This window comes from Kitasatospora sp. NPDC101157, from assembly GCF_044768255.1.
In the GTDB taxonomy this organism is placed as follows: domain Bacteria; phylum Actinomycetota; class Actinomycetes; order Streptomycetales; family Streptomycetaceae; genus Kitasatospora.
The window spans coordinates 23,537-37,305 of the sequence record NZ_JBIWPL010000007.1; the positions used below are offsets into that span (position 1 = coordinate 23,537).

11 protein-coding genes and 1 pseudogene are annotated in these 13,769 nt (G+C 72.8%); 8 read left to right on the forward strand and 4 right to left on the reverse strand.

The annotated features are described in order from the left end of the window. Positions 1-150: 150 nt before the first annotated feature. The 8 genes from ACIRVF_RS17055 to ACIRVF_RS17090 all read left to right on the forward strand — a co-directional run bounded on the left by ACIRVF_RS17055 (position 151) and on the right by ACIRVF_RS17090 (position 9,620). Complete coding sequence (locus ACIRVF_RS17055) at positions 151-1,005, forward strand: ABC transporter permease (RefSeq protein WP_402817591.1); 855 nt, start codon at positions 151-153, stop codon at positions 1,003-1,005. Beyond that, complete coding sequence (locus ACIRVF_RS17060; protein WP_402817594.1) at positions 978-1,730, forward strand: ABC transporter ATP-binding protein; 753 nt, start codon at positions 978-980, stop codon at positions 1,728-1,730. The genes ACIRVF_RS17055 and ACIRVF_RS17060 overlap by 28 nt, the downstream gene beginning before the upstream one ends. A gap of 22 nt (positions 1,731-1,752) precedes the next feature. After that, complete coding sequence (locus ACIRVF_RS17065) at positions 1,753-2,772, forward strand: ABC transporter substrate-binding protein (protein ID WP_402817597.1); 1,020 nt, start codon at positions 1,753-1,755, stop codon at positions 2,770-2,772. A 21-nt stretch (positions 2,773-2,793) separates the two neighbouring features. Further along, positions 2,794-3,966, forward strand: a complete 1,173-nt coding sequence (locus ACIRVF_RS17070) for an LLM class flavin-dependent oxidoreductase (protein ID WP_402817600.1) — start codon at positions 2,794-2,796, stop codon at positions 3,964-3,966. A gap of 74 nt (positions 3,967-4,040) precedes the next feature. Then, complete coding sequence (locus ACIRVF_RS17075) at positions 4,041-4,976, forward strand: Gfo/Idh/MocA family protein (protein WP_402817603.1); 936 nt, start codon at positions 4,041-4,043, stop codon at positions 4,974-4,976. Between the two features lie 125 nt (positions 4,977-5,101). Then, positions 5,102-5,776, forward strand: coding sequence for a cutinase family protein (locus ACIRVF_RS17080; RefSeq protein ID WP_402817606.1), 675 nt, complete (start codon positions 5,102-5,104; stop codon positions 5,774-5,776). Between the two features lie 255 nt (positions 5,777-6,031). Continuing rightward, on the forward strand, positions 6,032-8,467 hold the full coding sequence (locus ACIRVF_RS17085; protein WP_402817609.1) for a penicillin acylase family protein: 2,436 nt from the start codon (positions 6,032-6,034) through the stop codon (positions 8,465-8,467). A gap of 82 nt (positions 8,468-8,549) precedes the next feature. Further along, entirely contained in the window at positions 8,550-9,620 is a 1,071-nt protein-coding gene (locus ACIRVF_RS17090; protein WP_402818496.1) for an alpha/beta hydrolase, read from the forward strand. Positions 9,621-9,694: 74 nt separating this feature from the next. Here the strand turns inward: ACIRVF_RS17090 and ACIRVF_RS17095 are convergent, their stop codons facing one another. The 4 genes and pseudogenes from ACIRVF_RS17095 to ACIRVF_RS17110 all read right to left on the reverse strand — a co-directional run. Beyond that, complete coding sequence (locus ACIRVF_RS17095) at positions 9,695-10,786, reverse strand: BTAD domain-containing putative transcriptional regulator (RefSeq protein WP_402817612.1); 1,092 nt, start codon at positions 10,784-10,786, stop codon at positions 9,695-9,697. A 168-nt stretch (positions 10,787-10,954) separates the two neighbouring features. Continuing rightward, positions 10,955-12,316 carry a serine/threonine-protein kinase gene (locus tag ACIRVF_RS17100; RefSeq protein ID WP_402817615.1) on the reverse strand — a complete coding sequence of 454 codons (1,362 nt, stop codon included), beginning with the start codon at positions 12,314-12,316 and terminating at the stop codon, positions 10,955-10,957. 12 nt (positions 12,317-12,328) lie between these two features. After that, the gene (locus ACIRVF_RS17105; RefSeq protein WP_402817618.1) at positions 12,329-13,093 is read right to left on the reverse strand and encodes a serine/threonine protein kinase; all 765 of its coding nucleotides are present in this window, start codon (positions 13,091-13,093) and stop codon (positions 12,329-12,331) included. A 228-nt stretch (positions 13,094-13,321) separates the two neighbouring features. Further along, positions 13,322-13,769, reverse strand: a pseudogene (locus tag ACIRVF_RS17110) (M23 family peptidase); the annotation flags it as partial.

Genomic DNA, 13,769 nt, shown 5'->3' on the forward strand with positions numbered 1-13,769 from the left:
CCGCCCCGTGAGGCGGCGGCGCAGCTCTCGACACCCCAGTCCGACCCGGCATCCGTGATGCGTGGTCACGGCCGCCCGCGCGTCCGCAGCTGACGCCTGCCCGGCCGCATCCTCCTGCCCACCCGGACCCTACCTGCCCGAGGAGTCGCCATGCCCGTTGGAACCGACGCCCTGCCCCCGCCCGTCACCGCGGCCGCCCCGCCACCCGAGCTCGTCGCCATCACCCCTCGGGGCGGTCGCCGTCGTCCACCCCGCTGGCTGCGGCGTTCCGTCGCGCCGATCCTGCTGCTGGCCCTGTGGCAAGCGCTGGGCACGGCCGGAGCACTCCCGGCGCAGGCCCTGCCGCCACCGGTGACCGTCCTGTGCAAGGCGGTCGAGATGACCGCCGACGGCACCCTGCCCTCCGCCATGGCGGTCTCGTTGCAGCGGGTGCTGTACGGCCTGGCGCTCGGCGGCCTGATCGGGATCGGACTGGCGCTGGCCTCGGGCCTGTCCCGGCTCGGTGAGGACCTGGTCGACCCGATCGTGCAGATGCTGCGCACCGTCCCGTTCATCGGCCTGATCCCGCTGCTCATCATCTGGGCCGGCATCGGCGAGGCGCCCAAGGTGGTGCTGATCGCGCTGGGGGTCGGTTTCAACCTCTACCTCAACCTCCACGCGGGGATCCGCAGTGTGGACAACGCCCTGGTCGAGGCCGGCGGGACCCTGGGGCTGAACCGCCGTCAGCAGATCCGGCACATCATCCTGCCCGGTGCGCTGCCCGGCCTCATGACCGGTCTGCGCTACGCGCTGACGGTCTCCTGGCTGGCCCTGGTCTTCGGCGAGGCGATCAACGCCGACAACGGCATCGGCTTCCTGATGAACCAGGCGCGCGAGTTCTTCCAGACGGACGTCATCGTCGTCTGCCTCCTCGTCTACGCCCTGCTCGGCCTGACCGCCGACCTCATCGTCCGTACCTTGGAAAGGATCCTGCTGTCGTGGCGACCGACCTTCAGCGGCACGTGACCACCACGGTCGGGCCCGTGGCACCACCTGGGCCCGCCGTCCTCGTGCGCGCACTGCGGCGCTCCTTCGGCGCCGACGCGGTCCTCGACGGACTCGACCTACGCATCGAACCGGGTCAGTTCACCGTGCTGCTCGGGGCGAGCGGATGCGGCAAGAGCACCCTGCTGAAGGTCCTCGCCGGCCTGGACCGGGAGATCACCGGGGAGGTGCTGGTCCCCCGGCGCCGGGCCGTGGCCTTCCAGTCGCCGCGGCTGATGCCGTGGAAGAAGGTCTGGCGCAACGTCGTGCTGGGCCTGCCCGGCCGTCCCGACCGGGCGCTCGCCGAGCACACGCTCGACGAGGTCGGCCTCCGGCACCGGGCCGACGCCTGGCCCAGGACCCTCTCCGGCGGCGAGGCGCAGCGGGCGGCGCTGGCGCGCGCACTGGTGCGCGACCCCGAACTCCTGCTGCTGGACGAGCCGTTCGGCGCGCTGGACGCGCTCACCCGGCTGACCGCGCAACGGCTGGTCGGGGCCGTGTGGGAGCGGCGCCGGTGCGCGGTCCTGCTGGTCACCCATGACGTCGAGGAAGCCGCGCTCCTCGCCGACCGGGTGCTGGTGATGCGTGCCGGGACGATCGTCCACGACGAGACGGTGGACCTGCCGAGGCCGCGCGCGGCCACCGATCCCGCCGTCGTCGCGCTGCGCAGCTCACTGCTCGGTGAACTCGGCGTCAGCTCCTCCTGATCCGCCTACCGAAGGAACTTCGATGACCGGCCTCTTCCGTCGCGGTGCCGTCGCCGCCGTTCTCGCCCCCGTCCTCTTCGCCACCCTGGCGTCCTGCGGCTCCTCCCCGTCGAAGTCCGCGGGGAGCGGACCCGCCCGGACCCTCAGGGTGGGCGACCAGAAGGGCGGCGCCGCCCAGGCCCTGCTGGATGCCTCGGGGCAGGCCGAAAAACTGCCCTACAGCATCAGTTGGGCGTCGTTCACGTCCGGACCACCGATGCTGGAGGCGATCGGCGCCGGCTCGGTGGACGTGGGCGCGGTGGGCAACACGCCCCCGGTGTTCGCCGGATCGGCGCACCGGCCGATCAAGGTCGTCGGCGCGCTGCGCTCCTCGGAGGCCGGGGACGCGGTCCTGGTGCCCGAGGGGTCCGCGCTGTCCGACGTGGCCTCGCTCAAGGGGAGGACCGTCGCGGTCGCGCAGGGCAGTTCCGCGCACAACACCCTGGTCGCGCTGTTGCTCCGAGCCGGGCTCAGCCCTGCCGACGTGCACCTGAGCTACCTCCAGCCGGCCGACGCACTGGCCGCGTTCAACTCCGGCAAGGTGGACGCGTGGGCGGTCTGGGACCCGTACACCGCGATCGCCGAGAAGGCCGGCGGGCACGTCCTGGCCACCGGTGAGCAGGTCTCCGCCGGGCTCGCCTTCCAGGTGGCCTCGGACCGCGCGCTGGCCGACCCGGCCCGGAGCGAGCTGGTCGGCGACTACCTCCAGCGGGTCGGCGCCGCCTGGCGCTGGGCGGCCTCGCACCAGGAGCAGTGGGCCCGGGTGTGGTCCGAGGAAGCGGGCATCCCGTACGACGTCGCCCTCGCCTCGGTGCGCCGCACCCAGTCGACCACGTTCGAAGTGGCGCTCGACGACGACGCCGTCCGGTCCGAGCAGCGGATCGTGGAGACCTTCGCCGGGCAGAAGCTGATCCCCGCCTCCTTCTCCTTCGCCGACTTCACCGACCGCCGGTTCAACGCCGGTCTGCCCCCGTCCGCCACCAGGACCGCCCCCGCCAACTGAGACCCCCAGGAGCGACGAACGATGACCATCCATCTCCACTGGTTCCTGCCCACCGGCGGGGACGGCCGGGGCCTGGTCGACCGCCACGCCTACGCCGGCAACCTCGACGACCGGAGCACGAGCGCGGCCCCGGGCCGTGCCGCGGCGGCCGTCCGCCGGCCCGACATCGAGTACCTCGCGCAGATCGCCAAGGCCGCCGACCGGCTCGGCTTCGAGGCGGTCCTCACCCCCACCGGCACCTGGTGCGAGGACGCCTGGCTCACCACCGCCTTCCTGGCCCACGAGACCGAGCACCTCAAGTTCCTGGTCGCCTTCCGGCCCGGCCTGATCTCACCCACCCTGGCCGCCCAGATGGCCGCCACCTACCAGCGGGCCACCGGCGGCCGGCTCCTGCTGAACGTGGTGACCGGCGGGGACGCCGAGGAACAGGCCCGCTTCGGCGACCACCTGGACCACGACAGCCGTTACGCCCGGACCGACGAGTTCCTCGCCGTGGTGCGCGGCGCCTGGTCCGGAACCCCGTACGACTTCGACGGGGCCCACTACCGGGTGACCGGTGCGCACGTGCCGGTGCCGCCGGTGCCCACGGTCCCGATCTTCTTCGGAGGCTCCTCCGCGGCCGCCGGACCGGTCGCCGCCCGGCACGCCGACGTCTACCTGACCTGGGGCGAACCGCCGGCCCAGGTGAAGGAGAAGATCGACTGGATCCGGGAGCTCGCCCACGCCGAGGGACGGGAGGTCCGCTTCGGCGTCCGGCTGCACACCATCTCGCGCGACTCCTCCCGCCACGCCTGGCAGGAGGCCGAACGGCTCCTGGCCGGCATCGGCGACGAGGAGGTGGCATTCGCCCAGCGTCTGCTCGGCCGCAGCGAGTCGGTGGGCCAGCGACGGATGCTGGCACTCCACCGGGGATCACGGGACAAGCTGGAGATCCACCCCAACCTGTGGGCCGGCGTCGGCCTCGTCCGCGGCGGCGCGGGCACCGCCCTGGTCGGCAGCCACGAGGAGGTCGCGGACCGGATCGAGGAGTACCACGCCATCGGCATCGACCACTTCGTCCTCTCCGGATACCCGCACCTGGAGGAGGCCTACTGGTTCGGTGAGGGCGTCCGTCCCGTCCTCCAGGCCCGCGGCCTGGTCGCCCCGCCGCCGGGCATCCGCCCCCCGGGCGGGCGTTCCGGCGGCCGCCGGTGACGGGGTGAGTGGCGCACGGCAGCCGGTGCATAGGGTGGGGGTGACGGTTCGGCGCATACGTTGGGAGAAAGCTGATGGACTCGGTCCCTGTCTCTGGCGAGGGTCTTCTTCCGGTCGGGGTCGTCGGGCTCGGTGACATCGCGCAGAAGGCGTACCTGCCGGTGCTCACCACCGTGCCCGGGCTGGACCTGCGGCTGATGACCCGGGACCGGGGCAAGCTGGACCGGCTGGGGGAGACGTACCGGATCGACGCCGGGAAGCGGTTCACCGACCTGGGCGAGCTGATCGGGAGCGGGATCCGGGCGGCGTTCGTCCATGCCGCGACCAGTCAGCACGTGCCGATCGTCGAGCAGCTGCTGACGGCGGGCGTGGACGTGTACGTGGACAAGCCGTTGGATCAGACCCTGGACGGCTCGCGCAGGCTGGTCGACCTGGCCGACCGCACCGGCCGCTCGCTGATGGTCGGGTTCAACCGGCGCCACGCGCCCGGCTACGCGCAGGCGCTGGAGCGCCCGCGCGACCTGATCGTGCTGCAGAAGAACCGGGAGGGCCTGGCCGAGGCCGCCCGGACGCTGGTGTTCGACGACTTCATCCACGTGGTGGACACCCTGCGGTTCCTGGTGCCCGGTGAGGTCGAGCAGGTGGACGTCCGGGCCCGGAAGGACCGGGACGGCCTGGTGGAGCACGTGGTGCTCACGCTCGGCGGGGAGGGGTTCACCGCGCTGGGGATCATGAACCGGGTCTCCGGCTCGACGGAGGAGGTGCTGGAGGTCTCCGGCGGCGACTCCAAGCGCGAGGTGCGCAACCTGGCCGAGGTGATCGACCACCGCGGCCAGCCCACCGTGCGCCGGCGCGGCGACTGGGTGTCGGTGGCCCGCCAGCGAGGGATCGAGCAGTGCGTGCTGGCCTTCCTGGACGCCGTGCGGGCCGGGAAAGCCCTGGACGCCCACGACGCGCTGCGCACCCACGAGCTGTGCGAGCTGATCGTGGAGCGCATCGAGGAGGTCTGACCGGCCGGGCCGGCGCGGCGCTTCATCGGTGTGTCATCGGCCGCTGCCATGGTCGTCCGGTGACCTGGGCCGACCACGGGCCGCGACGGCGCGGGCGGGTCGGCCGACCTCGTGGGGAGGATGGAATGCAAGCTCGAAGGATCGCTGCCGCCGCGGCCGGACTGCTGCTGACGGTCGGGCTGTCGGCCGTTCAGGGGGCCACCGCACAGGCGGCCACCACGCGTGTGACCGCCCCGTGCGAGGGCACCTACACGATCGTCGTCGGGGGCACCGGCAGCTCGTGGAACAACGACGGCTTCTACGGAAACATCCAGCAGCACGTCGGGTACCCCACCCAGATCCCCAACGGCGCCAGCACGCGGGCGGGTGTCAACGAGCTGAACCGGCTGGTCCGCGACCAGCGTGCCGCGTGCCCGGGCCAGCACGTCAAGATGGCGGGGTACTCCCTGGGCGCCGGGGTGGTGCACGTCTGGGTCACCGAGAACTGGCAGACCTTCGGCAACGTCAACGCCATCCTCGTCGCCGACCCCAAGCGCCAGGGCCCTCCCGGCGCCAACGGCGGCGCGGTGCCCTTCGGCGGCATCATCGGCGCGCCGCTGGCCGGCGCCGACCGGTTCTTCGGCAACGTGCCGGTCAAGACGATCTGCCACTGGGACTACGTCTGCGACGAGTCCGCCGGTATCTGGACCTACCCGGCCAACCACGTCAACAACTACCCCGAAGACTTCAACATGGACCACCACAACGACAGCGCCAATGAGCAGTGGTACAACGGCGCCTGGTACCCGGCGAGTTGGTAGTCGTCGGGCGCCCTTCGGCCCGGTCCTGAGCCGCGCTCCCGCGCCACCCGCCGGGTGACGCGGGAGCGCGTCATCGGGATGTCATCACCCCTCCCTAGCGTGGCCGTGTACAGACAAGAACCGGACCGGCAGGGAGAGGACGGACCGATGGCGATGAACGCACTCGAACGGGAGGGGCCCGGGTGGAGGGCACCCAGGGGGAGGGTGGCCGGGCGGAGGGGCCCCGGGCGGAGGGGACTCGGGGCGAGGCTGGCGGTGGCGGCCGTCGCCGTGGCGTCACTGCTGGGCACCACGGCGGCCGCCGGATCCCCGGTCGCGGGATCCCCGGCCGCCGCCGCACCGGACAAGCCGACGATCCGCTACACCGAGTACGGCATCCCGCACATCATCGCCGCCGACCTGGAGGGGCTGGGGGAGGGATACGGGTACGCGGCCGCCAAGGACAACGTCTGCACGCTGGCCGACACCTACCTGATGGTCAATGCCCAGCGGTCCCGCTACCTGGGCCCGGACGGCAAGGCGAGCCCCGGCCAGAACCAGAACAGCACCACCAACCTCAACAGCGACCTGTACTTCCAGCGGATCAACGACAACCACGTGGTGGAGGGGCTGATCGACCAGCCCGCGCCCAAGGGCCCCGAACCGGAGGTCAAGCAGGCCATCCACGGCTACGTCCAGGGGTACAACCGCTACCTGGCCGAGACCGGGGTGAACAACATCTCCGACCCCGCCTGCCGCGGCGCGGCCTGGGTACGGCCGATCACCGAGCTGGACGTCTACCGGCACGCGCACGCCGAGATCATCATGGGCAGTGCCGATCCGCTGCTGGACGGCGAGGTGAACGCCGCACCCCCAGGGGCGTCGGCCGCGGCCCAGCCGGCCGCCGCGCCCGCGCTCTCCCCAAAGGAGACCGGCAACCGGATCCGCGAGGCGATGGCCGCCGCCCGCCAACAGGGCGCCATGGGCAGCAACGCCCTCGCCGTGGGCTCCCAGGGGGTCTCCGGCGGCACCGGCATGCTGCTGGCCAACCCGCACTTCCCCTGGCAGGGCAAGAACCGGATGTGGCAGGCGCAGCTGACCATCCCGGGGCGGTTCAACGTCTCCGGGGCCAGCCTGCTCGGCCTGCCCGCCGTCAACATCGGCCACAACGACGACGTCGCCTGGACCCACACCGTCGCCACGGTGGCCCCGTTCGGGCTGTTCGACGTCCAGGTGGACCCGCTGCACCCGACCAACTACCTGGTGGACGGCAGCTGGCAGCCGATGACCTCGCAGCAGGTCGGCGTCGACGTGCTGAACCCGGACGGCTCCGTCGGCAGGGTCACCAGGACCCTCTGGTCCACCCGGTACGGCCCGATCACCACCTCGATCCTCGGCACCCCGCTGCCCTGGGTGGTCAGCGCGCACGCGGTGCGCGACGCGAACATGGACAACCTGCGGGCGTTGAACACCTGGTTCCACCTCGACCAGGCCAAGGACGTCAACGACGTGGTCAACTCCCTGGAGACCACGGAGGGCGTCCCCTTCTTCAACACCGTCGCCTCGGACCGCAAGGGAAACGCGCTCTACGCGGACATCCAGGCCGCCCCGAACATCACCGACGCCCACGCCCAGTCCTGCCTCACCCTGACGGGTCAGGTGCTGTTCAACCAGCAGCTGCGGCTGCCCAACGTGCCGCCGGTCTCCATCTTCGACGGCAAGCGCAGCGAGTGCGACTGGCCGAACGACCCGAACGCCGTCGCGCCCGGGCTGCTGGACCCGCACGTGCAACCGCGCCTGATCCGCTCCGACTTCGTGGGCAACGCCAACGACAGTGCCTGGCTGGCCAATCCCGAGCAGCCGCTGTCGTTCCCCCGGGTGATGGGCGACACGGCGCAGCCGCGCTCGCTGCGCACCCAGGAACTGATCGTGACCGCGCAGAACCGGATCAACGGCACCGACGGCCTGCCGGGCCGGGGCTTCACACCGGAGAACATGCGGCAGCTGCTGTTCGCCGACAACAGCAGGGCGGCCGACCTGGCCCTCAACGCCACGGTGAGCGCCTGCCAGGGCGCACCGTTCGGGCTCGTCCTGGTGGACGGCAACCTGGTCAACATCAGTGAGGCGTGCCCGATCCTGGCCGCCTGGAACCACAAGTACACGGCGGACAGCCGGGGTTCCTGGCTGTTCGAGAACTTCTGGTTCTTCCTGACCGGCGGGCAGGCGATCGAGAAGCTGCCGTGGCGGGTCCCCTTCGACCCCAAGGACCCGGTGCACACGCCCAATTCGCTGGACGCCGGGAACGACGCCGTCCGCAACTCGCTCGCCCGGGCCGTCCTCGCGCTGCGCAACGCGGGCATCCCGTTGAACGCGCCGCTCTCGGACGTCCAGAAGGTCACCCGCAACGGGGAGCAGATCCCGATCCACGGCTCGATCCACGAGCTGGGCGTGCTGAACGTGGTGACGCCCGGCACGGTCGACGGCAAGCTCGACATCACCTTCGGCTCCAGCTTCATCCAGGAGACCAGGTTCACCGCCGACGGCCCGCCCGAGTCCGCGTCCGTGCTGGCCTACTCCCAGTCGGCCAACCCGAACTCGCCCCACTACGCCGACCAGACCAAGCTGTTCTCGGCCGGCCAGTGGGTGACCGAGCGGTACACCGAGGACCAGATCGCGGCCTCACCGGCGCTGGAGGTCAAGGTCCTCGGCTGAGGCCGCTCCGCGCACCACAACGACCACGAGGGGGAACACCGTGACGAGGACACTCCACCGCCGGCGAACGGTGGTGGCCCTGCTGGCCGCCGTCGTCGGCTTCACCGGGACGGCCGCCACGGCCGCCACGGCCGCTCCGGCCACTCAGGCCGCTCCGGCCCGGGCCGCCGGTACGGGCGCGCCGCCGAGGATGGCGGACGGGTTCGGCCTGACCCAGACCGAACCGGCCGTGGGCGGTTCCACCGACTTCTACCTCACCGTGACCACACCCGAGGTCACCGGCAAGCACCACATCAAGATCATCCTTCCGAGCGGCTACTACGACGACCCGGCCCGGCGCTACCCCGTGCTGTACTTCCTGCACGGCTCGCCCGACGACCCGGTCCGGCAGAACTACCCGGCGCTGACCACCTCCAACGCGATGATCACCGTCATCCCGGACGGCGGCGCCCGCGGCTGGTACGCGAACTGGCTGAACCAGAACACCCAGCTCGGGGCCCAGAACTGGGAGAACTTCCACCTCAACCAGGTGATCCCGTTCATCGACGCGAACCTGCGGACCGTCCCCACCAAGAAGGGCAGGGCCGTCGCCGGGGTCTCGATGGGCGGGTTCGGCGCCCTCCACTACGCCCAGGACCACCCCGAGCTGTTCAACCAGACCGCGTCCCTGTCGGGGGACATCGACCTGTCGGCCGACTCCATGGACCTGCGGCTGGCCGTCGTCGCCTCCCTCATCGACGGGCAGGGCGCGATCTGCGGCTCGTCGTCCGGGTACTGCGACCCCAACAACGACCCGTACAAGCCGGGCGTGGACAGTGACGCCCTGTTCGGCTCGCCCTACCCGGTGTTCAACGCCGACTGGCGGTGGAACGCGGCCGACCCGTCCCAGCACATGGACAGGCTCGCCGGCGTCGGGGTCTCCATCTACGTGGGCAACGGCCACGGCTCGCCCACCGACCTGGAGTTCTGGCTCGAAGGCGCGTCCAAGCACGTCAAGGACCACATGGACGCCCTGGGCATGCCCTACTACTACGTCGACTACGGCGACGGCTCCGCCTGGGGCGGCCAGTGCAACGGCGGCCACAACGGCGGCTGCTGGGAACAGGACCTCCGGGACCTGATCCCGCGGCTGGAGCGGGCCTTCGCTTCCTGACCGCGTCACGGCGCCGAGGCACCGCGGGCTCCACCGGGCGACCGTCCCGGTGGAGCCCGTCGACGTCCCGGCGGTCAGCGCGCGGCTCCGGTGCGGACCGGGGCCGCCTGGGCGCCGCGCAGGATCAGCTGGTGCGTGCGCCGCAGCACCGGACTCGGCGGAACCCCCAGGTCCTCGGCGAGCCGGCGGCGCGTGCGGTCGAACACGGCCAGTGCGTCGGCCTGACGGCCGCCGCGGTGCAGCGCCTCCATCAGCATCGCCGCCACCGGCTCGTTCAGCGGGTGCTCGGCGGACAGGGCGACCAGCTCGGCGATCGCCCCGGCGAACTGGCCCAGCGCCAGCCGCCACCGCGACCGCCGCTGGGCGACGGTGATCCGGCGCTCGGTCAACCGCAGCCGCTCCAGTTCGGCGAGCGGGCCGGGCAGTCCGGCCAGTGGCTCCCCGTGGAACAGGTCCAGCGCCCGGGAACAGAGGCGGACCGCCTCGGGCAGGTCACCCGCCCGGTGGGCCGTACCGGCCGCTGCCACCAGGGCCTCCAGGTCGGCCAGGTCGACCTCGGTGGCACCGGCGGCCAGGCGGTAGCCGTACCGGTCGTGCTCGATCACCGAGCCCGGGCAGTCCCCGGTCCGCAGGCTCTTCCGCAACCGGTAGACGTGGACCGGCACCACATTGGTGACCGGCGGCTCCGAGCCCCACACGCCGTCCAGCAACTCCTGCCGGCTGACGGTCCGTCCCCGGTGCAGCGCCAGCGCCGCCAGTACGGCCTGCTGGCGCAGGTGCCCGAGATCCAGGGGCCGTCCGCCGTGCCAGGCCCGCAGCGGTCCGAGGACGGAGACCCGCACCTTCGGACCGGCCGTCCGGCCGCCGTCGCCGCGCGGCACCGGTCCCGCGCCCCCGGTGCGGGGGCCCCGGCCGGGGGCGACGAGTCCGCAGTCGAAGGCGTGGACGATGGCGGCGGCCCGGTCGCGCAACCCGAGCTTCCCGAGGACGCGAGCCAGCTGCCCGGCCACGACCTCCTCGGGGACGCCGAGGGCGGCGGCGATCTCGTCGTCCCGCAGGCCGCAGCCGACCGCCTGGAGCACCTCGCGCTCCTGCTGCCCGAGGACGGTGGCACCCGACCGGGTCGTGGTGGGGCTCGGACGGCCGGTGGTGGCGGTCGACGGCATCGCTGCTCCCTGCGCTCCGGGCCCGCCGGTCCGGCGGACGCCGTCGCCAAGCTAGCCACGGGCGCGGCGGGCCCGGAATCCGGAACGATCCGGAGGAGCGCGCCGCGCGGTCCGCGCCGGACCCCGACGGCCCGCGCCGGTCGCCCGCGGGGTGTCCGCCGCGGAGGCTCAGGGGCAGTCGGCGAGGGCGGGGCGGTCCTTGGTCCGGACGGCGGGGAGCCAGGCGGTGGTGGCGGGACCGGGGAGATGGACGCGGTACCACAGGGTGGAGGTGCGGTCCTCCTCGTCGATGACGGGCAGACCGGCGGCGAGCTGGCACTCGGCATCGAGGGTGTCGTTGTGCCAGACGCGGGTGGCGACGACGTTCTCGGCGGTGTAGGGGCGCCGGGGGTCGACGGCGAGGCCCAGGCTGCACCCCGGGTCGCGGTCGGAGCGGTCCTGGCAGCTGCGTTCGGCGTTGAAGACCCGGATCCGGCCGGGGTGGCCGGTCCGGTCGGAGTGCGGCCAGAGGGCGGAGACCGTGGCGGTGGCCGCAGCGCAGGCGGCGACGGCGAGCAGGCCGGCGCGCACGCGCGGGCGGATCCGGCGGCGCGGGCGGCGGCCGGACCGGTGGGCGCGGATGCGGGCGAGCAGGCTCTCGGCGGTGTGCGGGGCGCGGGCGGCGTGGGTGGGGGCGAGGCAGTCGGCGGCCAGGGCGCGCCAGAACGGGGGCACGTCGGGGGCCAGTCGCAGGGCGGCACGGCCCTCGGCGTACTGCTGGGCGGCGGCGCTGCGGGCGGTGGGGGTGGCGCCGGGGAAGGGCGGCACGCCGCCGGCGAACACCTCGTGGATCATGATGCCGAGCGCCCAGATGTCGGCGGTGGCGCGGACCTTGACCCCGTGCTCGCCGAGCGGCTCCTTCCAGCGTTCCGGCGGGAGGTAGTCGGGGGTACCCATGGGGGCGGAGTGACCGTGGGTGCCGGTGAGTTCGATGGCGAGGCCGAAGTCGGACAGGCGCACCTCGCCGTCGCGGCCGATGAGGACGTTCTCCGGCTTGAGATCGGTGTGCACCCAGCCGGAGCGGTGGAGGTGGGCCAGGCCCTCGCAGACGCCGGCGATGATCCGGCCGCCCAGGGCCTCGTCGACGCCGGTGGCCAGCAGGTCGCGCAGGGTGCACCGGGCGCGTTCCATGACCAGGACGATCGCGCCGTCGAGCGCGGGATGGTCGGGGGCGGTCAGGGTGAGGGTGTCGAGCAGCGGCACCAGCCGGGGGTGCGGGGCGGTGCGGGCCAGCTCGATCTCGCGGCGGGCGGTTTCGGCCACGCTGCGGGCCTGACGGGGGGCCAGTCCGGCGGTGGGCAGCACCTTGAGCGCGACCGTGCCGTCCTCCTCCGGCGTGCCCTCCGGCGCGGAGCGGGTGGCCCGGCGGGCGGCGTAGACCGTCGCCCAGCCGCCTTCGCCGATGGGTTCGACGACGGTCCACTCGCCGACCTGGTGGCCGGGCGGCAGCAGTTCCTCGCCGTCCCCGTGGAAGGCCGGGTCGTGCGGCATCGCGGTCCCTCCCTACCGTCCGGGCTCGGCGGCTTCGGGGCGCGGCAGCAGCGCGAGGTGCTCCTCGCGGACGATGCCGAACTTCAGGGCGAGCCCGACCACCGCCTCGCGCTTGCCGTTGCGGCGCTCCGCGCGGTCGTTGCCGTCGGGCAGGTCGATGCGGAGCTTCTCGTCGGCGAGGTAGTCGATGTGCGAGCTGACCGCGCGGGCGGTGAGCCGGGCGCAGGCCGGATGGCTGCGCAGCCGCGCGACCACCTGCGGGGTGGTGGGCACGGCGGCGGGGGAGCGGTCGCGCAGCCACGGTTCGCAGAGCGCGACCAGGACCAGGAAGTAGGTGGCGGTCTCGTCCAGCGAGTACGCCGTCATGGTGCGGCTCTCCCAGGAGCCGACGCGGGAGTGCGGGTCCAGGTAGACGTGGTCGGGCGCGAACACCTGGAAGGACAGCGGCGTCTCGCGCCGGGAGGGCAGCACGACCCGGGAGAACTCGAACGGGATCGGTGCGCCGATCCGCCGGGGCGGCACCCGCAGGTACTCTCCGGCGCCCTCCGGGTTCTCCACCAGGTAGGCGTGGGTGTTGCTGAGGTTGCTCAACTGCCAGTGGTCGTCGGTCGCGTGGATCTCGCCGGCGAGCCGGGAGACCGTCTCGTCGCCGAGCCGGAGCTCCACCGGCGTGGTGGCGGAGCCGCGGCCGAAGCGCGCCCGCTCTCCCGGACCGAGCCGCAGGGTGACCGCCTCGTCGCCGTTCCCCTCCGGCAGGTGGACGAGAATCCCGCTCACCGTTCCTCCGTCCCGCGCACCGCTCCCCCGTTTCGCCCGCCGGCCCTCGCCGGACGGACGAACGCTACCTCTTTGAGCATGACAATAAACCGTATGGTGTTGTAGACCACTTGGCGGCGAGGTCGCGGGGCGGATGCGGAACGGGCGCGGGGCGGTCATTCCCTGGGAACGGCACGGCCCGCGGGCGGGAGCACGAGTGCTCCCGCCCGCGGGTGATGTGCGGGGTGGTCAGTTGACGGCCGGTCCGGCGGTGGTGTTGAGCCAGGTCCAGTCGGACCAGGTGGAGAAGCCGGTCTGCCACTTGTGGTGGACGCCGGCGCTGCTGGCGCCGAAGACCTCGATCCGTCCGTCGGCGTTGGCGGTGGCGAAGATCTCGGTGCCTCCGCCGCCGAAGGTGTCCCACTGGCCGTAGGGCGCGTTCACTCCGGTCTGCCAGATGTGCTGGGCGGTCGTGCCGTTGATGGCGAAGGCCTCCACCCGGCCGTCCGGCGAACGCTCACTGCTGACCCTGGAGTCGGCCGGTCCGCCGGCGGCTTCCCAGTCGGACCAGGTGGTGGGGTTGGTCTGGTACTTGTGGAAGATTCCGGCGGGGCCGGAGGCGAGGACTTCGAGGCGGCCGTCCTGGTTGTGGTCGACGGTGAGGGCGTGGCCGCCGCCGCCGAAGGTTTCCCAGGTG